This window comes from Acinetobacter sp. NIPH1876, from assembly GCF_022808535.1.
GTDB classification, from domain to species: Bacteria; Pseudomonadota; Gammaproteobacteria; order Pseudomonadales; family Moraxellaceae; genus Acinetobacter; species Acinetobacter higginsii.
Map to the genome: position 1 here is coordinate 92,909 of NZ_JALGBR010000001.1, position 22,519 is coordinate 115,427.

21 protein-coding genes and 1 riboswitch are annotated in these 22,519 nt (G+C 39.6%); of the genes, 13 read left to right on the forward strand and 8 right to left on the reverse strand.

Annotation, left to right across the window (positions count from 1 at the left end; translation table 11 throughout):
• Positions 1-11: 11 nt before the first annotated feature.
• Entirely contained in the window at positions 12-380 is a 369-nt protein-coding gene (gene tusD, locus MN869_RS00435; protein WP_005203370.1) for a sulfurtransferase complex subunit TusD, read from the reverse strand.
• A gap of 67 nt (positions 381-447) precedes the next feature.
• Between tusD and MN869_RS00440 the strand changes: the two genes are divergently transcribed.
• Together MN869_RS00440 and fumC are read left to right on the forward strand one after the other, a co-directional pair.
• Positions 448-1,455: an NAD-dependent epimerase/dehydratase family protein gene (locus MN869_RS00440; RefSeq protein ID WP_005315793.1), complete on the forward strand. Its 1,008-nt coding sequence runs from the start codon at positions 448-450 to the stop codon at positions 1,453-1,455.
• Between the two features lie 115 nt (positions 1,456-1,570).
• Positions 1,571-2,965: a class II fumarate hydratase gene (gene fumC, locus MN869_RS00445; protein ID WP_033133056.1), complete on the forward strand. Its 1,395-nt coding sequence runs from the start codon at positions 1,571-1,573 to the stop codon at positions 2,963-2,965.
• Positions 2,966-3,043: 78 nt separating this feature from the next.
• On the opposite strand, the gene MN869_RS00450 is transcribed toward fumC, so the two are convergent.
• Complete coding sequence (locus MN869_RS00450) at positions 3,044-3,697, reverse strand: hypothetical protein (protein WP_227505273.1); 654 nt, start codon at positions 3,695-3,697, stop codon at positions 3,044-3,046.
• Positions 3,698-4,211: 514 nt separating this feature from the next.
• On the opposite strand from MN869_RS00450, the gene MN869_RS00455 reads away from it, so the two are divergent.
• Positions 4,212-4,703, forward strand: coding sequence for a hypothetical protein (locus MN869_RS00455; RefSeq protein WP_004807438.1), 492 nt, complete (start codon positions 4,212-4,214; stop codon positions 4,701-4,703).
• A 136-nt stretch (positions 4,704-4,839) separates the two neighbouring features.
• Positions 4,840-4,929, forward strand: a riboswitch (glycine riboswitch).
• A gap of 179 nt (positions 4,930-5,108) precedes the next feature.
• On the forward strand, positions 5,109-6,353 hold the full coding sequence (locus MN869_RS00460) for a D-amino acid dehydrogenase (protein WP_033133058.1): 1,245 nt from the start codon (positions 5,109-5,111) through the stop codon (positions 6,351-6,353).
• 47 nt (positions 6,354-6,400) lie between these two features.
• Here the strand turns inward: MN869_RS00460 and MN869_RS00465 are convergent, their stop codons facing one another.
• Entirely contained in the window at positions 6,401-7,048 is a 648-nt protein-coding gene (locus MN869_RS00465; RefSeq protein ID WP_005315780.1) for a hypothetical protein, read from the reverse strand.
• 98 nt (positions 7,049-7,146) lie between these two features.
• Between MN869_RS00465 and ispF the strand changes: the two genes are divergently transcribed.
• On the forward strand, positions 7,147-7,638 hold the full coding sequence (gene ispF / locus MN869_RS00470; RefSeq protein WP_004807433.1) for a 2-C-methyl-D-erythritol 2,4-cyclodiphosphate synthase: 492 nt from the start codon (positions 7,147-7,149) through the stop codon (positions 7,636-7,638).
• On the opposite strand, the gene MN869_RS00475 is transcribed toward ispF, so the two are convergent.
• The 5 genes from MN869_RS00475 to glnL all read right to left on the reverse strand — a co-directional run bounded on the left by MN869_RS00475 (position 7,626) and on the right by glnL (position 12,704).
• The gene (locus MN869_RS00475; protein WP_005188959.1) at positions 7,626-8,150 is read right to left on the reverse strand and encodes a protein tyrosine phosphatase family protein; all 525 of its coding nucleotides are present in this window, start codon (positions 8,148-8,150) and stop codon (positions 7,626-7,628) included. The two genes, ispF and MN869_RS00475, sit on opposite strands and share 13 nt — an antisense overlap.
• A 145-nt stretch (positions 8,151-8,295) precedes the next feature.
• Positions 8,296-9,216: an ornithine carbamoyltransferase gene (gene argF / locus MN869_RS00480; protein ID WP_004807430.1), complete on the reverse strand. Its 921-nt coding sequence runs from the start codon at positions 9,214-9,216 to the stop codon at positions 8,296-8,298.
• 111 nt (positions 9,217-9,327) lie between these two features.
• Positions 9,328-9,969: a TetR/AcrR family transcriptional regulator gene (locus tag MN869_RS00485; RefSeq protein ID WP_243306745.1), complete on the reverse strand. Its 642-nt coding sequence runs from the start codon at positions 9,967-9,969 to the stop codon at positions 9,328-9,330.
• A gap of 145 nt (positions 9,970-10,114) precedes the next feature.
• Positions 10,115-11,608 carry a nitrogen regulation protein NR(I) gene (gene glnG, locus MN869_RS00490; RefSeq protein WP_033133060.1) on the reverse strand — a complete coding sequence of 498 codons (1,494 nt, stop codon included), beginning with the start codon at positions 11,606-11,608 and terminating at the stop codon, positions 10,115-10,117.
• Positions 11,595-12,704 (reverse strand): nitrogen regulation protein NR(II), encoded by a 1,110-nt coding sequence (gene glnL, locus MN869_RS00495; RefSeq protein ID WP_004807423.1) that lies wholly within the window; start codon positions 12,702-12,704, stop codon positions 11,595-11,597. Before glnL ends, glnG begins: the two co-directional genes overlap by 14 nt.
• A 328-nt stretch (positions 12,705-13,032) precedes the next feature.
• Here glnL and rimO point away from each other — a divergent pair, with 328 nt between their 5' ends.
• The 8 genes from rimO to bamA all read left to right on the forward strand — a co-directional run bounded on the left by rimO (position 13,033) and on the right by bamA (position 22,475).
• Positions 13,033-14,376: a 30S ribosomal protein S12 methylthiotransferase RimO gene (gene rimO / locus MN869_RS00500; protein WP_004807421.1), complete on the forward strand. Its 1,344-nt coding sequence runs from the start codon at positions 13,033-13,035 to the stop codon at positions 14,374-14,376.
• Positions 14,377-14,428: 52 nt separating this feature from the next.
• Entirely contained in the window at positions 14,429-15,157 is a 729-nt protein-coding gene (gene pyrH, locus MN869_RS00505; RefSeq protein ID WP_004807419.1) for a UMP kinase, read from the forward strand.
• A gap of 76 nt (positions 15,158-15,233) precedes the next feature.
• Positions 15,234-15,788, forward strand: a complete 555-nt coding sequence (frr, locus tag MN869_RS00510) for a ribosome recycling factor (RefSeq protein ID WP_004807417.1) — start codon at positions 15,234-15,236, stop codon at positions 15,786-15,788.
• 7 nt (positions 15,789-15,795) lie between these two features.
• Positions 15,796-16,545 carry a polyprenyl diphosphate synthase gene (gene uppS / locus MN869_RS00515; RefSeq protein WP_004807414.1) on the forward strand — a complete coding sequence of 250 codons (750 nt, stop codon included), beginning with the start codon at positions 15,796-15,798 and terminating at the stop codon, positions 16,543-16,545.
• Positions 16,546-16,547: 2 nt separating this feature from the next.
• On the forward strand, positions 16,548-17,372 hold the full coding sequence (locus MN869_RS00520; protein ID WP_004807412.1) for a CDP-archaeol synthase: 825 nt from the start codon (positions 16,548-16,550) through the stop codon (positions 17,370-17,372).
• The gene (gene ispC, locus MN869_RS00525; RefSeq protein WP_005315764.1) at positions 17,373-18,569 is read left to right on the forward strand and encodes a 1-deoxy-D-xylulose-5-phosphate reductoisomerase; all 1,197 of its coding nucleotides are present in this window, start codon (positions 17,373-17,375) and stop codon (positions 18,567-18,569) included.
• Between the two features lie 5 nt (positions 18,570-18,574).
• Positions 18,575-19,930: an RIP metalloprotease RseP gene (gene rseP, locus MN869_RS00530; protein ID WP_033133061.1), complete on the forward strand. Its 1,356-nt coding sequence runs from the start codon at positions 18,575-18,577 to the stop codon at positions 19,928-19,930.
• 34 nt (positions 19,931-19,964) lie between these two features.
• Entirely contained in the window at positions 19,965-22,475 is a 2,511-nt protein-coding gene (gene bamA / locus MN869_RS00535) for an outer membrane protein assembly factor BamA (protein WP_216077037.1), read from the forward strand.
• Positions 22,476-22,519: the final 44 nt, after the last annotated feature.

The window sequence follows — 22,519 nt, forward strand, 5'->3', positions numbered from 1 at the left end:
AAGAACTTTAATTAAAATTGAATTAAACGAGAACAGCTTTGTACTGCGTCAGCAAGTTCTCCGAGACCCACAAGTTCAAAGCCATTGGCTAAGTTGTGATGTTGAAGTGAATGACGTTTTGCATTGTCCGCATCAGTGATACCCCGAGCAAGGGCAGCACTGACACAGACAGGGAGTCGGATGCCAAGCTTTTGCCATTCTTGTTTTAAGTTGCGTTGATCATCGGGAAACCACTGTAAGTCATTCGCAACCTGAACACCATCTTGGTAAAAGAAGACACGAACTTCTTCATCCTTATTTTGAAGCGCTTGAGCTAGACCAAAAGCATGCCAAGCCATAATCGACGTAGGAGAGGAAGTAATTAGCAATAGTGTGCTCATGGAATATTCACTATGGTCATAATTGGCAAAAAAATGATGGACAGATATAAAGGAAGGTAAGTATACAATGATTTTGCTGACAGGTGGTTTAGGCTTTATTGGTTCACATATTGCTTTGAGCCTTTTGGCTCACGGGCAAGAAATCGTCATTGTGGATAATTTAGCCAATTCGACCTTACAAACTTTAGAACGTTTAGAATATATCTCAGGAATGTATATTCCATTTGCGAAACTTGATGTTCGAAATACACCTGCACTTAATAAAGTTTTTGAACAATATTCCATCGACACTGTGATTCATACTGCCAGTTTTAAATCATTAGAAGAATCTACTTTAAAACCTCTTGAATATTATAATGACAATGTTAGCAGCATTATGAGCCTGTTAAGAGCCATGCAACGCATGGGGGTGAGACAGTTAATCAATTTGTCCAGTCTGGCGGTTTATGGGCAATCAAGTACTGAGCTTAAGGAAGAGACTGAATTTAATTATAAATATTCGAACCCTTATGTTCGATCTCAGCAAATGGTTGAAGATATTATTGCAGATACTTATCGTGTCGATCCCGAGTGGAGGATTGTAAATCTGAGGTTGTCCAATATTGTTGGTGCATTTGAGCATGGTGTGTTAGGTGAGTTTGTCACTCAATTGCCTAAGAATATCGTGCCATTAGCTTTACAAGTTGCTGCTATGCAGCGTGAATGTATTGAATTGCAGAATCAGGCCGCAACTACTGATGGAACTGTTGAGAGAAGCTTTCTGCATGTTTTAGATGCATGTGATGCCATTTTAATGACTCTAAATTGGTTAAGTACGCAGAACAACTGTATGGAGTCATTCAACATCGCACATTCACAACTGACCTCAATTCAAAACTTATTAAATGAAATTGAGAAAGTGACTCAGGCGAAAGTGCATGTTCAGCCCGCAGTATTTCAGCATGATGAGATTGCACAATTAGGTGCAATAATTGATAAGGCAGGGAAGATTCTTAACTGGTCACCAAAACGACCTTTAGCACAGATGATTGAAGATGAATGGCGCTTTTATCTGAATACCTTAAAAGGCAATTAGGATAATGATTATTATTTACAATTATATCTGCTTTGATTAGGATAACGGCAACTAGCCAAAGCATCACTTTGCTTCAGCCCGTGAGAACTTTAACCAAATAGAGTAGAGGTTGTTTATGCAAATGCGAATTGAACACGACACAATGGGTGACATTGAGGTCCCGAATGAAGCCTTATGGGGTGCGCAAACGCAACGAAGTTTACAAAACTTTAAGATTGGTCAAGAACGCTTGCCACGTGCCATGATTCGAGCAATGGGTTTGGTGAAAAAAGCTGCTGCCATTACCAATGCTGAATTAAAACAACTTCCTGAAGATTTAAGCCAATATATCGTTGGTGCTGCTGAAGAGGTAATTGCTGGACAATGGGATGCACAATTTCCATTGGTGGTTTGGCAAACTGGTTCAGGTACGCAAAGCAATATGAACTGTAATGAAGTGATTGCCAATATCGCCAATCAGAAATTAGGTCAAGTATTGGGTGCACAAAAACCAGTTCATCCGAATGATCATGTCAATCGTGCACAATCAACCAATGACTCATTCCCAACTGCAATCCATGTGGCTGCAAGTATTCAAATTAATGAATTACTCATTCCAGCCGTTGCGAAGCTAAAAGATACATTACAGCGTAAGTCAGAAGAATTTGATGATATCGTCAAAATTGGCCGTACCCATTTACAAGATGCGACACCTTTGACCTTGGGCCAAGAATTTAGTGGTTATGTTTCACAATTAGAGCATGGTTTGAAGCGTTTACAACAAGCACTGTCTGGTTTATATGAATTGCCTTTAGGTGGGACAGCGGTTGGTACTGGATTAAATGCACATCCAGATTATGCGGTTAAAGCAGCGGAGCAATTAGCTGAATTAACCGGTCTGCCATTCGTGACAGCACCGAATAAATTTGAAGCGTTGGCTGGTCGTGATGCTGCTGTGTTTGCATCAGGTGCATTAAAAACACTTGCTGCAAGCTTAAATAAAATCGCCAATGATATTCGTTGGTTGGCAAGTGGCCCTCGCTGCGGATTTGGTGAAATTCGTATTCCAGAAAATGAACCTGGTTCAAGTATCATGCCAGGTAAAGTTAATCCGACCCAAAGCGAAGCGATGACCATGGTTGTTGCTCAAGTTTTAGGGAATGACACCACAATTAATATAGCGGGTGCTTCAGGTAACTTTGAGCTCAATGTATTTATGCCCGTGATTGCTTATAACTTACTGCAATCGATTCAATTGTTGGGCGATGCTTGCAATAGCTTTAACGATCACTGTGCAGTGGGTATTGAACCGAATCGTGACAAGATCGATCATTTCTTGCATAACTCATTGATGTTGGTCACTGCATTGAATCCTGTGATTGGCTATGAAAACTCTGCCAAAGTTGCGAAAACGGCTTATAAGGAAAATAAAACCTTAAAGCAGGTCGCGGTTGAACTTGGTTTAGTGACTGCTGAACAATTTGATGAGGTGGTGAAACCTGAAAATATGGTGTCACCGAATAGTAAGTAAGCTTGATTCCTGAATAAGAAATCCCTCTTTAATAGAGGGATTTCTTTATAAAATAGAGATATCAAGTACTGTAGTTGGTCAGGATCTATGATGTGTACAAATAAGGAAATCCAAGTACTGATACCAGCGACTAAATGCTTTAAAGACTTGTTTTATGGATTGAGTTGCAATTTCACTTTCATATGTTGAGAAGGTTAGCTGATCTATGATTTTTTCTTCAGCTCCAATGGTATGACCTGTTTCTTTATGATAATGGATGTCTCCACAATAACTTAACTGGTAATTAGAATGTTGGGTGATATCTCTCAATTTTGAAAAGATGATATGACCTGTAATCTCGATTGCTTCGATAATTGCAAGTCGAATATTGGCTGGTTGGTTGTGAACTAGATGGACTAACTCGAAAAAAAGGATTTGGTTTTCTTCATTTTCTTTTGACCATAATTTTTTTAAAGTTGTCGTAAATTTTTCAGGAAGATCATAGCTTAGTTTTTCTAAATCATGCACATACCAAATCCAATGTTCGGCATCTTCTGCTGCATGTATGTTTACGAGATTTTCCAATTCATTTGTTGGCGCTTTAAATGGCAATACATATTTATTAAAGTCACCAAAATTCATAACGAAATGGGCGATAAAAGGTAGAAATACAAGTTTATTTTTTAATGAGATGGATGTGCTGTCTAATGTATCTAATAGTTTTGATTTATCTAAGACTATACGTTCAGACATTATCAATTCTTTGATCTTAATCACTTTGATTAACTCCTACAAAGCCTATTCAGAACGGACATAAGGTAATCAGTAAATGATGTCCGTTGTTTTAAAGCCTATTGAATTAATAGATATTTCACATGTTTTTTTATCTTCAAAAAGCTGTGAAATGAGTAATTTTGAACTGACCTGCATGGTCAGTTCTATTATTCCAAAGGTAGAGAACGGATAGCAAACTTTTATGTATCTGCTACACGATGATGATGTAAATAATTATTCTCCATGATGTGGTAGGCAGTTGGTTAAGGTCAAAGATCTCTCTTTGACTATGTTTTATGCTTGAGATTATGATTTTGTAGGAGCTACTTAATGTGTAGAGGAAAGTCTTTAGAGCGAAACTAACATTGAATAAATTGTCATAATTGTTAGAATGATCATCTCCTTCTGTTTTTATCTTTTTTGTTTTGCCAAAACTGTGCAGAGCTGAAATTAACTTTATATAAAACAGTATTTTACCTTAGGATTTTTTTTGATGCTCTCTATCTATTTAACAGATACCCAAACCAACATCCAATTTTCTGATCTTCCGAATGAAAATCCTGTTAAGTTTCTGTTGAATTTAAAGAAAATCTTTCCTAGCACTGCAGATTTATTATTGCCCGTACTACCTGAAGACAGTAATTTAGACAATGTGACATGGGAAGCAACATCAAAAGACTTTGAGACTTTTAAAAAATTATTGGAAGGCTGGGGCATTATCGAGCTACGTTTAAGTGCGATCACCACCTATAAAGACAAAAACTTTGCCAATGAACTGGTAAAAAAAGCGCAAGTTAGACGTAAGCAAATAACCCAAAGTCAGCCGCAATTATCACTCATTGCTTTGGATTATGTGTTGATGCATGAAATTCATGCGCTGATTGATGCTGAACTAGTCATGATTGGGGAGAAATTCTATTTACCAACGTTACGCGAACTCTGGAAAGGTCAGTTCCCAGAACAAATTTTGCAATGTAAATTTTAATATTTGAAAGCAGACTTAGAGTCTGCTTTTTTATGGCTTAAGTAACTTGAAATAGAACACTTCTTCGCCTACAAACAATTACAAGAATTTAGTGTCGGTATTTTTAGGCGGCATATATATTGCTTATAAGGATATAAATATTATTGCGGGAGAGAAGTTCTTCAATGAACTCGCCGAAGGAGCAACGACCCCGGAAACTCTCAGGCAGAAGGACTGTAATAATAGAAATACAATCTGGAGAGCAGTGCTCAACTTGTAGAAATTAACAACTTTTTTCTTCTATGATAAACACTCACCGAAGGGGAAGGCTCAATGATTAATTGGTAATCATCTGCCGAAACTCTCAGGTACCATGACAGATGGGGCTATGCATTAAGAAATGTTATGCATTTCTAGGAGTTTGCTATGCCACATGTTGTTGTCATTGGTGCGGGGATTACGGGTGTAACGTCTGCTTATGAATTAAATAAATTAGGTTATGAAGTGACGGTGATCGATCGTCATCTCTTTCCAGCCATGGAAACGTCTTTTGCCAATGGCGGACAGTTGTCTGCCTGTAACGCCGAGGTTTGGAATCAAAAGGCAACCGTACTTAAAGGTATTAAATGGATGAGTAAAAAGGATGCACCTTTATTGCTCAATCCATCCTTTAGTGCACATAAATATCGCTGGTTGATCGAATTCTTAACGCATATTAAAAATTATAAAGCCAATACCATTGAGACTGTACGTTTGGCACTTTTGGCGAGACAACGCTTGTTTGAGATTGCAGAAAAAGAAAGTATTTCGTTTGACTTGGAAAAGCGTGGCATTTTACATATGTATCACACCAAGGAAGACTATGAGATTGCCAAAAAGGTCAATGATGTGTTGGTTGAAGGAAAACTTGAACGAAATGCGATTACACCTGACGAAATGAGAGCCATTGAACCTACGCTAACAGGTGATTATTTTGGGGGATATTACACGGCTGGGGATGCAACAGGAGATATTCATAAATTCTCTGTTGGCTTGGCTGAAAAAACTCAGCAAAATGGTGTGAAATATCGTTTTGGCTTAGATGTTGTTGATGTCAAATTTACGCAAGACAAAGCGATTGTTCACTGTAAAAACAGTTCCGAAAATGTCAATCCAAGTGCGGATGGAATCACGGAAATTATTGCCGATTTAGTTTTGGTTTGTGGTGGTGTAGGAAGCTACCAATTAGCCGACATGCTCGGTGATAGTGTGAATGTCTATCCAGTCAAAGGCTATTCAATTACGGTGCAGCTGAAAGATGAGCGTAGTGTAAAAAATGCGCCATGGGTGAGCTTACTTGATGAAAGTGCCAAGATTGTGACCTCTCGCCTCGGTGCTGATCGTTTACGTATCGCGGGTACAGCTGAGTTTAATGGATATAACCGAGATATTCGTGCAGATCGTATTCAGCCTTTAATTAATTGGGTCAACCAAAACTTTGATATTTCGACTGAGCATGTTGTGCCATGGGCCGGTTTGCGTCCAATGATGCCGAATATGCTGCCTGTGGTAAAACAGGGTAAGCAACCACGAGTGTTTTATAACACTGGACATGGACATTTGGGCTGGACTTTATCTGCGGCAACAGCGGTATTGATTAGCCAAGAAATTGCTGAAAAATTCCCAAACTGAAGCAAAAAAGCCGATGTGAAAACATCGGCTTTTAAATGTTAAGACCACTAATCGTACAGGCGGTAGATCCCTGTAAATCTGCCGCAATCTTTCTGCGTAGATTTAATAATCAATAAGGCTTTTTGAAAATCAAACTGATACTGGCATTTTTTTTCATTATCAATGATTTGGCCTTTTTGTTCAGGCGTACTATATGCCAATAAAGACAAGGTTTGAGTTTCTAGACGATTATTGGGATTGCGGTATGCCGTGCCTTCTATTTTGAGTTTATCCTTATCCAACTGATGGATCTGTAAATGCACCGGTTGAGCTGCTAGTTTACCGTGTTCATATTTCAAATAATGCTGTGTCAAGGTTTGGTTCATTGAGGTATAAAAATTCAAATCATCCAAACGTGCATCAAATTGCTGCTGATAACAGCTTTTGCTTTTACATTGCTGTACTTGATTCAGCCACAAGGTTTGGGTGTCATGTAATAACTGTAATGGAGCATCGGTCACCAAATAAGCGGTTAAAAACTTGGCATTGAGCTTCAGACGCTGCTCTTTATATTGCTTAGCGCAGATTTTTTGCGCTTCCAAATCCTTGCTCGTACAGTCAATTGATTCCGCATAGGCAAATGTTGAGCAAAAACAACTCAATGTGATGATGTAGCCAGATTTCTTTAATTGATTTCTTACAGTGTTAAACAGCATAATCACTTATACTTTCAGTCTAATTTGCTCAACGTACTATAGCGAAATAGAAAGCCTGAATACAAGATTTGTTCGGTATATTGTAAAAGGAAAATCATATGGTTGCTCAAATTCGGATTGGACAAGGGATGGATGTACATGCGTTCGAAGAAGGTGATTTTGTTACTTTGGCGGGTGTTCAAATTCCACATACGCATGGTTTAAAGGCACATTCGGATGGGGATGTGGTATTACATGCGCTGAGTGATGCCTTGTTGGGCGCGTTGGCACTCGGTGATATTGGTCAGCATTTTCCAGATACAGACCCTGAATATAAAGGTGCAGATAGTCGCTTGTTACTCAAACATGTTTATCAATTGATTTTGGATCGTGGCTATCAGCTGAATAATGCAGACATCACGGTTGCTTGCGAACGTCCTAAATTAGCGAAGCATAATCTAGAGATGCGCCAAAGCATTGCAGATGTGTTAGATGTTGATGTGACTCAAATCAGTATTAAAGCCACAACAACTGAGAAATTGGGATTTACTGGTCGCCAAGAAGGGATCTTGGCAACGGCAACGGTGTTAATTTCGCATCAAGCAAAGTGATTGCTGTTAATTAATGATTGTTCTAGTTCTTGTGTTGCTTTACGGCCTTGTAGTTGTAAAGTAATGCTATGAATTAAGCCTGTCCAAGTTTCGTTCGGTTCCCAAATTTGGTGTAAAAGTTCTTGGGCGGTGGGTAGGTCGATATTCATATAGAATTGGCGATAGAGATACATCAAACTACTGACACGCATATTGTCATCGCAATGTAACCAAATGATCTCGTTTTGAACTAGATGATCAATGAGATCCAAAACAAAAAGACATTGTTCAGAGCAAGGCACATCCCAGCCGATTGGAATATGAATGTAGTTTAAACCCAAGTCTAAACAAATTTGATCTTGCTCAGATAGATGGTTATCTGATTTGCTGGTCGCAAGATTAATGACAGTACTGCAACCATATTCTTTGATCTGTTGCAGTTGCTCAGCAGTCGGTTGAGCAGAGCTAAACAGATGTTCATGCACCAAAGAAAAGCTTGGTATTTGAGATAGGGCTTGTTCAAGTGAAGTCATAACGTCCGCTGTGTATTGAGTGAAGTTCTCATATCATGAGAAACTTAATCTAATGGGCTTGTCTTACTATAAGTGTTTTTATTTCAGTGTTCAATTTAGAACGCACAAATAAAAACAGCATCGAATGATGCTGTTTTTTTTAAACTTAGTCTTTTTTCAGATTCTCATTCAGTAAGAATTCCATCAACGCTTTTTGTGCATGCAAACGGTTTTCTGCTTCATCCCAAACCACAGCATTTTTGTGGTCTAACATGTGTTCAGAAATTTCTTCACCACGGTGTGCGGGCAAGCAGTGCATGAATAAGCAATCAGGGTGTGCCAAGTCCATAAGTTTTTCATTGACTTGGAAATCTGAGAATGCTTTTTCACGTAACTTCTGTTCTTCTTCCTGACCCATGCTAGCCCAGACATCAGTTACGATAAGATCTGCATTGACAGCTGCATCTTCAGCCTTATTAAAGACTTCTACGCAATCAGCAAACTCAGTGAGGAATCTTGCTTGTGGCTCATAACCTTCAGGCGATGCGATTTTAAGCTTAAAGCCCATCATATGTGCCGCTTCAATATATGAGTTACACATATTGTTGCCATCACCAATCCACGCTACGGTTTTACCTTCAATGCTGCCACGGTGTTCTTGGAAGGTTTGCAAATCAGCAAGTAACTGGCAAGGGTGGTGATCATCCGTCAGACCATTAATGACAGGTACGGTCGAGTAAGATGCAAAACGCTCTACAATATCGTGACCGAAAGTACGGATCATCACGATATCCAGCATGCTCGAAATGACACGAGCAGAATCTTCAATCGGTTCACCACGCCCTAATTGCGTGTCGCGTGGTGAAAGAAAAATTGCGTTACCACCAAATTGGCAAATACCTGCTTCAAAAGAAATACGCGTACGTGTGCTCGATTTCTCGAAAATCATTCCCAAAACTTTACCAGCAAAAGGTTGATAGACCGTATTGCTATGTTGCATGCGTTTAAGTTCTTGTGCGCGATCTAAAATACGCTGCAATTCTAAAGAGGATAGGTCTCGTAAAGTAAGAAAATGCCGAAGCGCCATATTTGCTCCCCCAATAATTATTGAATAAAAACAATAATTAAGTGATGATTAATGGGTGTAGAAAAAAAGGAATTGAATACTATACTATACGCGTAAAAAAAAGCAAAAGAATTAGACCTTTTGGTGGGCTTTTAAAAACAAATCTACAGAATAGTTAATATAATCAATGGTTTCTTCATCATCGGCTGGTACGTCTAAGCCCATTAAGTTGCGCCACTCGACATCGCGTAAAATGACAAAATACATGGTCGAAGAGAATTTTGGTTTCGTACAATAAATCTCGCCGCTGTTATGGGCATACTCAAGTGCAAAAGCAATAGTATTTTGAATATTGAGTGCACATTGATCATAGAAATAATGAGCGAGCTGTGCATCTTTTTGAGTTTGCTCGGTAAACATCCGCATGAAAGCGATATTTTCAGGTTGAATAATGTGGTGATAAAAACGTTGAAGGGTTTGTGTGAGGTAGCTTCTTAAATCAGGTTTTTCAGGCGTATAAGGAAAACAAACACCTTTAAAGAAAACTTCTCTGCGATAATCGCAAATCGCTGTGAATAGACCTTCTTTATTGCCAAAATATTTATAAATAGATGTTTTTGAACCACCAGCATGATTGACGATATCATCCAAAGAGACTGCCTCATAACCTTTTTCTAGGAATAAATCGGTTGCGCACAATAATAGTGCGAGACGACGTTCTTCTCCGCGGCGAGTTTGAGGTTTAGCACAGCTTGGATAGCAAATATCAGACATTATCTACTTTGGGGTGGTTGGGGTTGATTCTAGTATAACAAAAACCATATCCATTGTATGGTTATGGAATTGATGAGTGTTTCAAAATTTCTCAATCCAAATGAAAAAGCGAGTAACTTGTACTCGCTTTTTCATTGTCTTTTAATTATGCAGAACGAATTTCTTCGTCGTCATCGTCATCGGTAGAATCCATACCGAGCTCTTTGAGTTTGCGGGTAAGAGTATTACGTCCCCAACCTAAAAGCTCAGCGGCATGGCGTTTACGTCCACGTGTTTGTTGTAGTGCGGCATTAATCAGCGTGCGCTCAAACATAGGTGTGGCGATGTCTAAAAGTTTCATTTCACCATTTTTAAGCTTTTGGATTGCCCATTGTGCCAATAATTCATCCCAATGATGAACGGCAATGCGTTCAACCAAAGCAGGGCTGGTATTAGACGCAGCTTGAGCATCATTGTTTTTATGCACAGACGCTTGTTTAAGCTCAGCAGGCAGATCTTCCGGATAGACTTCACGACCCGTAATCATCACCGTTAACCAGCGACAAGTATTTTCCAACTGGCGCACGTTACCTGGCCATGGCAGTTGTTGCATATAATCCGTAGTTTCTGTGCGTAAAATTTTAGGACTGACTCCAAGCTCTTTGCCCGCACGTGCCAAGAAGTGTTGCGCTAACATCGGAATGTCTTCGCTACGATGAGACAGCTTTGGAATGTGAATACGAATGACATTTAGACGGTGATATAAGTCTTCACGGAAACGTCCTTCATTCACCAGTTTTTCCAAATCTTGGTGGGTTGCAGCCACGATACGTACATCCACCTTGACTGGGATATGACCACCTACGCGGTAGAACTCACCATCTGCTAAAACACGAAGCAAACGTGTTTGCGTTTCAAACGGCATGTCGCCGATTTCATCAAGAAATAAAGTACCACCATTGGCTTGTTCAAAGCGGCCTTGATGTTGTGTGTTTGCACCTGTAAATGCGCCTTTTTCATGACCAAATAACTCGGTTTCAATCAAGTCTTTTGGAATGGCTGCCATGTTTAGTGCGATAAAAGGTTTGGCGCGACGAGGTGAGTGTTTATGCAGTGCATGGGCAACCAACTCTTTACCTGTACCAGATTCACCATTAATCAATACGGTAATATGGGATTGTGATAAGCGACCAATTGCACGGAATACTTCCTGCATTGCAGGTGATTCACCAATAATTTCGGTCGATTGCAAAGGTGAAGCGGTTTTGGTTGCTTCTTGTTGTTGCAGCTTATTGATATGCAAAATCGCACGATTAACCAAAGCTAATGCTTCATCGATATCGAATGGTTTTGGTAAATACTCAAAAGCACCTGTTTGATAACTCGAAACAGCTGACTCTAAATCAGAGTGTGCTGTCATGATGATGACAGGTAGATCTGGATGCGTATTTTTAACTTTAGATAAGAAGGTTAAACCGTCAATCCCTGGCATACGGATATCGGTTAAAATCACATCGGGCGCATCATCATGTAAACGCTCAAGCGCAGTTTGTGCCTCTTCAAAGTTGGTGACATCAAAACCCTCTTCTTTAAAGGTTTTTTCCAGTACCCAGCGCATGGCACGATCGTCATCTATTACCCAAATTTTATTTCGTGACATGGTTTAACTCCCAAGGTAGATATAGGCTAAATACGGTTTTTCCTGGAACTGATTGACACTCAATCATTCCGTTATGTTGATGCATAATATTTTGAGCAATACTGAGACCCAGTCCTGTGCCTTTGGCGCGGCCAGTGACTAGCGGATAGAAAACAGACTCCAAGATACTTTCAGGAACACCAGGGCCATTGTCTTCAATGTCAATGCGAACCGTTGAGCGATTCAGCACACCATTAATGGTGACAAGGCGTTGTATTCGGGTTCTTAAAACCAGCTCTGGTTCTGAGTCGGTAAAAAAGTCTTTATTCTCAGTCATGGCCTGTACGGCATTAACACTGATATTGAGCATGACCTGAATCAATTGGTCCCGATCGGCCATGACATCAGGCAAGGACAAGTCATAGTCGCGTGTGATCTTAATTTTTTTCTTAGTTTGATTTGCAATGAGTGAGCGAACGCGCTCTAAGGGTTCGTGTACATTGACATGTTCATAACTTGGTAACTGACGAGAGCCAAGCATGGTATCCGCAAGATTGGTCAAACGATCGACTTCACTAATAATAATGTCAGTAAATTCACGATAGTTATCATCACCCAAACTACGGGCAAGTAGTTGTGTTGCGCCACGAATACCTGCTAGTGGGTTTTTAATTTCATGTGCTACACCGCGAACTAACTGTCGAGCGACTTGATGTTGTTGAACTAGGTTTTCTTCTTTCGAAATTTTCAACATGCGGTCAATCGGATTGAGTTCAATTAACAGGAGTGGATGATAGCTTTTGCCTGCATTGAGTTGTGATGCAGTGTAATCGACATGAATCGGTTTAAAATTCACATTGATCACGGCTTCACGACGGGTATAGTGTTGCCCACTTTCTAAAGTGTTTAATAATGCTTCATGTGTATTAAATGAATCATCATGCGCATGCAGTAAATTTAATACAGGTTGACCCGAGGCGCGGAGCAAGCTGATATCAAATAATGCTTCGCAAGCAGAATTTAAATAAAAAATATTAAGCTTACTATCGACCAATAAAATGGCAGTGCTCAGATTATCTACTAAGAGTCGATAGTCGATAGTGTTCTGTTGATCCATTTGTGAATCATCCTGTTTTAAAATGGCGCAATAAATATAAATTTTAATGAATAGCCATTAACTTCTAAAATGTACTTTATGCAAAATACAAGCCAACTTTGTATTAACTAAATTTCAATCACTTAAATCTGAAAGAATCGATTTATACGGTATTTTTCACATACATCTGCTTATTTCAATATTTTATTATGTTCCAAATTGGTGCGTTGTTGAATTTTGTTTAAAAATTTGGTCGTATTTTGGTGCATTACACAAAGAGATGGCTTTGCAGCTATGCGGAAGCAAAGAAAAGTCATACAATACGCCGATTCAAGTGGAGCGCAGATTCATGAAGACCCCCAAAGTCGGTTTTGTATCTTTAGGTTGTCCTAAGGCATTGGTAGATTCTGAACGAATTTTAACTCAGTTAAAGACTGAAGGTTATCAGGTTGCATCAGATTATGACGGTGCAGATTTGGTTGTTGTTAACACCTGTGGTTTTATTGAATCTGCAGTGCAAGAGTCTTTAGATGCCATTGGCGAAGCCATGAGCGAAAACGGTCGAGTGATTGTCACCGGTTGTTTAGGTAAAGACGAAGACAAAATTCGCCAAATGCACCCAAATGTGCTTAAAGTAACAGGTGCGGCAGCTTATCAAGATGTAATGGAAGCAGTGCATGAGTATGTGCCAGCTCCTCCAAAGCACAATCCATTTATTGATTTAGTTCCTGAGCAAGGTGTTCGTTTAACACCGAAGCATTATGCTTATTTAAAAATCTCGGAAGGTTGTAACCACCGTTGTACATTCTGCATTATCCCAAGCATGCGTGGCGACCTCGTGTCTCGTCCTGTAGGGAAAGTGTTGGATGAAGCAGCTGCACTTAAACGCGCCGGTGTAAAAGAAGTCCTTGTGATTTCTCAAGATACGTCTGCATATGGTGTTGATACCAAGTACAAGCTAGATTTTTGGAATGGTCAGCCAGTAAAAACCAAATTCTATGACATGTGTGAAGCGCTTGGCCAGCTTGGGATTTGGGTTCGTTTGCATTACGTTTATCCATATCCGCATGTAGATGCTGCCATTGATTTGATGGCACAAGGTAAAATCCTGCCTTATTTAGATATTCCTTTTCAGCATGCCAGTCCGCGCATCTTAAAATTGATGAAGCGACCAGCCCATAGTGAAAATACTTTAGAACGTCTTAAATTGTGGCGTGAAAAATGCCCTGAATTGGTGATTCGTTCAACTTTCGTTGTTGGTTTCCCTGGTGAAACTGAAGACGATTTCCAAATGTTGTTGGAATGGCTCAAAGAAGCTCAGCTCGATCGCGTTGGTTGTTTTACCTATTCACCAGTTGAAGGTGCGACAGCAAATGATCTACCTGATCATGTGCCAGAAGAAATTAAACAAAATCGCTATGAGCGTTTTATGGAAGTCCAGCAAGAGATTTCTGCTGCAAAACTGCAAAAACGTATTGGTCAAACTATGACTGTATTGGTGGATGGTCTAGAAGACGAATTCCCAGTTGCTGTGGCACGCTCATATGCGGATGCACCAGAAATTGATGGCAATGTTTTTGTTGAAGATATTGATAAGAGTGTGATTAAAGCTGGCGATTTGCTAGAAGTCGAGATTACCGATGCAGATGAATATGATTTGTATGCAAAGTTAATTCAGATTAAATCTGCTTGATGTTGAATTAAATTTAAGAAAGTTTTGAGATTAGTCGGTTTGGAGTATAGGTATGTCAGCTTCTAAAAATCCACGTTATGCACGAATTTTGCTAAAGCTTTCGGGTGAAGCTTTAGCTGGTAATAAAGATATGGGTATTGATGCCCAAGTATTAGATCAAATGTCACTTTCAATCGCTCACTTGGTTGGTTTAGGTGTTCAGGTTGGTATTGTTGTTGGTGGTGGTAATTTATACCGTGGTAGCCAACTACAGAAAGACGGCTTGGTTGGTCGTGTTACTGGTGACCAGATGGGCATGTTGGCAACTGTGATGAACGGTTTGGCACTGCGCGATGCATTGGTGCGCCGCAATATCAAAACACGTCTTATGTCTGCATTGTCGATTGGTACGGTGGTGGAACCATATTCAAGCCGTGATGCGATTCGTCATTTAAGCCAAAATGAAGTATGCGTATTTGTTGCTGGTACAGGTAATCCATTCTTTACTACGGATACAGCTGCTTGCTTGCGCGGTATCGAGATTGAAGCAAACTTGATCTTGAAAGCAACTAAGGTTGATGGTGTTTATAACAAAGATCCAAGTAAATACGATGATGCGGTTAAATATGATCATTTAACTTTTGATCAGGTTCTTGATGAGAAGCTGGGTGTAATGGATCTTACGGCAATTTGTTTATGCCGTGACCATAATGTTCCATTGCAAGTTTTTGATATGAACAAATCTGGTGCATTGCTTTCTGTTGTAATGGGCGAAAAAGAGGGTACTCACGTAACGAACTAATGTACGTGAGCCATAAAGCTCTTTATACTAATGTCTAAATATTTTGTAATACCTATGAATAAGTAAGGAAGATCATATGATTAACGATCTCAAACAAGATGGCGAACAGCGTATGCAGAAGTCGCTTGACTCGTTAGAGTTAGGCTTTGCTAAAGTTCGTACAGGTCGTGCGCACCCATCTATTTTAAATGGTGTGATGGTTTCTTACTATGGCTCTGATGTTCCATTGAATCAAGTGGCAAACGTTGGGCTTGAGGATTCGCGTACACTATTGGTACAACCATTTGAACGTTCGATGGTTGCTGCGATTGATAAAGCGATTCGTGAAGCCGGTTTGGGATTGAACCCAATTACTGCTGACGCAATCCGTGTACCAATGGCTGCGTTAACTGAAGAAACTCGTCGTGACATGCAAAAAGTTGCGCGTAGCGAAGCTGAAAATGCCAAAGTTGCGATTCGTAATATTCGTCGTGATGTGTTAGGTGATATCAAAGCATTGTTGAAAGAAAAAGAAATTTCTGAAGATGATGATCGCCGTGCGTCAGATGAGATTCAGAAAATGACTGATAAATATGTTGCAGAGGTTGATAAGCGTCTTGCAGCGAAAGAAGCAGAATTGATGAAGGTCTAATGTTATTATGACCTTGCAAGAAGAACCGCTTCTTCCCCAACATGTTGCCATCATTATGGATGGCAACAATCGTTTTGCCAAAAAAAAGCAAATGCAAAAAGGTGATGGGCATCGTGAAGGCAAAAATGTCTTGGATCCTATTGTTGAACATTGCAAAAAAGAAGGTGTTCGTGCATTAACAGTTTTTGCATTTTCAAGCGAAAACTGGAATCGACCACAGTACGAAGTTGATTTGTTAATGAAGTTGTTAGAAGAAACAATTCATGAGCAATTACCGCGTATGGAGAGGTTCAATATCGCGCTACGCTTCATTGGAGACCGTTCTCGGTTGTCAAATGAGTTGCGTGATTTAATGCAATATGCAGAGCAGAAAACCGCAGCTTTTGATTCAATGACGCTTACCATTGCCATTAGTTATGGTGGTATGTGGGATATGGCACATGCAGCAAAAGTGATTGCGCAAGAAGTACTTGCTGGAAAACTTCAAGCAGATCAGATAAATGTTGATTTATTTGATAAATATGTCAGTCTAAATGATCTTCCTGCTGTGGATTTGTTAATTCGTACAGGCGGAGATTACCGTTTATCTAACTTCTTATTGTGGCAAGCTGCGTATGCGGAGTTGTATTTTACCGATACCTTGTGGCCAGAATTTACCATAGAAGAGTTGGATCGCGCATTTCGTGTTTTTTCAGGACGTGAAAGACGCTTTGGTAAAACCTCAGAACAGATTCAACAAGCGAAAATAGAGAATTAATAATGTTAGAGCGGATTATTACCGCATTGGTGTTAGTTGCTGTTGTTTTAAGTTGCATGTTTGCAACGCAATCACATTATCCAATGTTTGTGCTTATGATTTTAGCCGCGGGGGTTGCAGGTTATGAGTGGTTTAAGCTTATGCCTAGAACTACAACGCCTGTGTCAAAACCTAAGGCTTGGGTATATGGGGGATGTGTTGCGCTAATATCAACACTGGCATTATTTTTTGATGATGTAGCACTTTTACTTTGGGCTGCATCCATTCTCACTTGGTTGGGTAGTATCTATTGGGTTAAGAATTTCCCACAATCTGATAGTTGGTACAATGTATCATTACATATTGTTGGATTTATTCTTATTTCTGCTGCAGTGACCGCCCTTTATGGCGTGTGGCATAGTTCACCATGGTGGCTGATGTATTTGTTCCTTTTGGTATGGGGAGCGGATAGTGGTGCCTACTTTGTTGGGCGTAAATTCGGTAAGAAAAAACTTGCACCCTTTGTGAGCCCGAACAAATCTGTGGAAGGTTTGTATGGTGGTATTGCAACAACCATTATCATTATGTTGGTTGTGCAGTATTTCTATCTAAATTTAAGTGTTATACAACTGATCTTATTTTTGGTCCTTTCAATTATTACCGTGTTTGCTTCGGTATTGGGTGACTTGTTTGAATCTATGATTAAGCGTCGTGCGGGAATTAAGGATTCAGGTCGTGTTCTTCCAGGGCATGGTGGTGTATTGGATCGTATCGATTCTTTGCTTGCTGCCGCACCGATTTTTGCGACAGGTATGTATATATTAAAACTTATTGGTGTAGATCTTTAAATGACTCAAGCTGTTTGTATATTGGGTGTTACGGGTTCAATTGGCCAAAGTACTTTAAAAGTATTGGAACAACACCCAGATCAATACACTGTATTTGCAGTCTCTGCATATAGTCGTTTAGATGAACTTTTAGAAATTTGTAAAAAATATCATCCGAAAATTGTTGTTGTGCCAAATGAGAAAGCATTGGAGTTGCAACAACGTTTCAATCAAGAAAATCTAAAACAGATTGAAATTTTAACTGATGAAACAGGCTTGATCACAATCGCTGAACATGCTGATGTTGATATAGTGATGGCAGCGATTGTCGGTGCTGCTGGTCTGCTGCCAACACTTGCTGCAGTAAAAGCTGGTAAGCGTGTTCTACTCGCGAATAAAGAATCATTGGTAATGTCTGGCGACATTATGATGCAGGCGGCAAAAGAGAATAATGCGCTATTATTGCCTGTAGACTCTGAGCACAATGCAATCTTCCAGTCTTTACCACATAATTATCTAAATGCAGAAAGAACGGGGCAGCCACAATTAGGTGTCTCGCAAATTTTATTGACTGCATCTGGTGGTCCTTTCCTGAATCACACCTTAGAGCAATTAAAAGACGTAACGCCGCAACAAGCATGTAAGCATCCGAACTGGTCTATGGGGCAAAAAATCTCCGTAGATTCTGCAACTTTGATGAATAAAGGCTTAGAATTGATCGAAGCTTGCCATTTGTTTTCAATATCAGAACATTTTGTTACAGTTGTTGTTCATCCACAAAGTATTATTCACTCCATGGTGCAATATGTGGATGGATCAACTTTGGCACAAATGGGTAATCCTGATATGTGCACACCGATTGCACATGCATTGGCGTGGCCAAAACGTTTGGCAACACACGTTCCTGCATTAAATTTATTTGAGACAGCTCAATTAAATTTCCAATCACCTGATCTTGTTAAATTTCCAGCATTGGATTTAGCACGTCAAGCGATGCGCGCAGGCGGTTTAGCACCAACGATTTTAAATGCTGCAAATGAAATTGCAGTTGCAGCATTTTTGCAACAAAGAATTAGATTTACTCAGATTGCTGAAGTAGTCGAAAATACTTTGCAAACTGTACAAAATGCTAAAGCAGAAAACATAGACATCATTTTACAGACTGATATGATCGCAAGACGAATTGCAGAAAAGTATATTGTGGGTATAGGAGGCTAAATCGTATGAATGCACTATTTATGATTGTTGCAGCGATTTTATTGCTTGGTCCTCTGATCGCAATTCACGAATTTGGTCATTATTGGGTCGCGCGTAAACTGGGTGTTAAGGTCCTGGTCTATTCCATTGGTTTTGGCCCAACTTTGTTGAAATGGCAATCTAAAAAATCAGGCATCCAATATCAACTTTCAGCATTACCACTCGGTGGTTATGTCAAAATGCTGGATGAGCGTGAAGGGAATGTTGCTGAACAAGATTTACCTTATGCGTTTAACCGTCAATCTCCGTGGAAACGGATTGCGATTGTTGCTGCTGGCCCGTTAATTAATCTGATTTTTGCAGTATTCCTGTTTTGGATTTTATTCTTGCCAGCGCAAGAACAGCTGAATACCCGTATTGGTAAAGTCATGCCGAATACGCCAGCAGCACAAGTTGATCTACATGTAGGCGATAAAGTGTTGATGGTTGATGGTCAAACAACATCGACATGGGAAAAGTTGAATTATGCTTTGGTCAACCGTGTAGGTGAAACTGGGCAGGTTTCAATCATTGTTGATCGTGCTGGAACCGAGAAGCAATTTAGTTTACCGATTAAAGAATTTTTGAAAGATCAGAGCCAATCGCCATTAGATGTACTTGGCTTCTTACCTTATCGCCCTGTTATTCCTGCAACAGTCAAAGAACTGAGTGCGGATGGCGCGGCAGTCCGTCAAGGAATGAAGGTTGGAGATCAAATTGTTGCAATTGATAATGTTGCAATGAAAGATTGGTTTGATGTGGTTGATGTGGTTCAAAAATCACCAGAAAAGCTTTTGAATATTGATGTGCTACGTCAAGGTCAATTGGTACATCTACAAGTGATGCCTCAAGGGCAACGCGATAATATGGGTAATACGACTGGGATGCTCGGCGTGAAAAGTGATGCTGGCAAAATCACGATTCCAAATGATTACAAGCAGACCATTCAATATTCGCCTGTTGAGGCGCTTGTGGTAGCTTTTGAAAAGACAACACAGCTTTCAGGCATGATTTTCAACTCCATCATTAAAATGGTGCGAGGCTTAATTGGTTTAGATAATTTATCTGGTCCAATCACAATTGCCAAAGTTGCTGGTCAAAGTGCAGAAATGGGGTGGCAAACCTTTATTTCATTCATGGCTTTGATGAGTGTAAGTTTGGGGATTCTAAACTTATTGCCGATTCCTATGTTGGATGGTGGTCATTTAGTTTATTACTTTATCGAAGCAATTCGTGGTAAACCTGTTTCTGAACAAATACAGATGTTTGGTCTAAAAGTTGGTATGGTACTGCTCGGTAGCATGATGCTTTTGGCTTTATTTAACGACTTCATGCGTTTATAACAACGCAAATGGAATTTAACTTACTGGAAAATATATGGGCATGCGTCACACACATTTATTAATGCCTTTGGCACTGGTTAGTGCGATGGCAGTGGTACAACAAGCATACGCAGCAGATGAGTTTCTTGCACGAGATATACGAATTGATGGCTTAGTGCGTTTAACACCTGCAAGTATCTATTCTATGTTACCAATAAATAGTGGCGATAGAGTAAGTGATCCAATGATTGCTGAGTCAATCCGCACTTTATATGCCTCAGGTTTATTTGACGATATTAAAACTTATAAAGAAAATGATGTTTTAGTTTTTAAAGTTGTTGAACGTCCAGTTATTTCTAAATTGGAATTTAAAGGCAATAAACTTATTCCGAAAGAAGCCTTAGAACAAGGCTTAAAGAAGATGGGTATTGCTGAAGGTGAAGTGTTTAAGAAGTCTGCATTGCAGACCATTGAAACTGAGCTTGAACAACAATATACCCAGCAAGGTCGTTATGATGCGGATGTAACGGTTGAAACTGTTGCGCGTCCAAATAACCGTGTTGAATTAAAGCTTAACTTTAATGAAGGTACGGCGGCTAAAGTATTTGATATCAATATTATTGGTAATACAGTCTTTAGTGATAGTGATATCAAGCAGGCTTTTGCAGTCAAAGAAAGTGGTTGGGCATCGATTGTTACGCGTAACGACCGTTATGCACGTGAGAAAATGGCGGCTAGTTTAGAAGCTTTACGTGCACTCTATTTAAACAAAGGTTATATCAACTTTAATATCATCAATTCGCAATTGAATATTAGTGAAGATAAAAAGCACATCTTCATTGAAGTTTCAGTAGATGAAGGTAGTCAGTTTAAATTTGGTGAAACGAAGTTCTTAGGTGATGCACTTTATAAACCTGAAGAGTTACAAGCACTAAAACTATATAAAGATGGCGAAACTTATTCACAAGAACGAGTAAATGCGGTTAAGCAGCTGTTATTGCGTAAATATGGTAATGCTGGCTATTACTATGCTGAAGTGAATGTTGTACCTGATATTAATAACCAAACTGGTATTGTTGGTTTAAATTACTACATCAATCCTGGTCAACAAGTAACAGTACGTCGTATTAACTTCACAGGTAACAGTAAAACTGCGGATGAAGTATTGCGTCGTGAAATGCGCCAAATGGAAGGTGCGTTGGCAAGTAATGAGAAAATTGACTTATCTAAAGTGCGTTTAGAGCGTACAGGTTTCTTTAAAACTGTTGATGTTAAACCTGTCCGTGTTCCAAACTCTACAGACGAAGTTGACTTAAATGTCAATGTTGAAGAACAACATTCTGGTACGACTACGCTTGCAGTAGGTTACTCTCAGAATGGTGGTGTAACTTTCCAAGCGGGTTTAAGTCAAACCAACTTTATGGGTACAGGTAATCGTGTTGCGGTCGATTTGTCACGTTCTGAAACACAAGATTACTATAACTTAAGCGTAACTGACCCGTATTTCACCATTGATGGTGTCAGCCGTGGTTATAACGTTTATTACCGTAAAACCAAGCTGAATAAAGACTATAACGTTAACAACTACGTCACCGATAGTATTGGTGGTAGTGTAAGTTTCGGTTATCCAATCGATGAAAACCAAAGCTTAAGTGCCTCTTTAGGTGTTGATCAAACCAAAGTACGTACTGGTCCGAGCGTTTCGACTTATATCCGTGATTACTTATTAGCGAATGGTGGTAAAGCGACTGGTAGTTCAAGCTACTGTCCTTTAGATGAGAATGGTAATTCACAAATTGACGAGACGACTTTGCAGTGTAAGGTTCCTTTAACAACTTACGATAATGCATTTGAAGGTACTTTCTTAACCTATAACTTGAACTTGGGTTGGTCATATAACACATTAAACCGACCAATTTTCCCAACTTCAGGTATGTCACATCGTGTCGGTTTAGAAATTGGCTTGCCAGGTAGCGATGTTGATTATCAAAAAGTAACATATGATGCGCAAGCGTTTAAATCACTTTGGGGTGGTTTTGTCCTTCGTGGTTACGGTAAGTTAGGCTATGGTAATGATCTACCATTCTATAAGAACTTCTATGCGGGTGGTTACGGTTCTGTTCGTGGTTATGACAATAGCTCTCTAGGCCCAAGATATCCAAGTGTAATTTTCCAGAAAACTGATCAAACTGACCTTGACCCAGAAGAGGTTGGTGGTAATGCACTCGTCCAATTCGGTACAGAACTTGCGATTCCTTTACCATTTAAAGGGGATTGGACACGTCAAGTACGTCCAGTATTGTTTGCCGAGGGTGCTCAAGTTTTCGATACGAAATGTGATGTTCCAACTGGCACAATGAAAATGAATAATAGCAATATTGATATTAAGCAGTATTGTAAAGACAACTACAATTTTGATTTTGGTAATATGCGTTATAGCGTCGGTGTTGGTTTCACATGGATTACCATGATTGGTCCATTATCATTGAGCTATGCATTCCCGCTGAATGATAAAAAAGGCGATGATACTAAATCAATCCAATTCGAAATCGGTCGTACCTTCTAAGGTCGACCTTATTTAGCGCTGTAATATATATAAAGGATGTCATA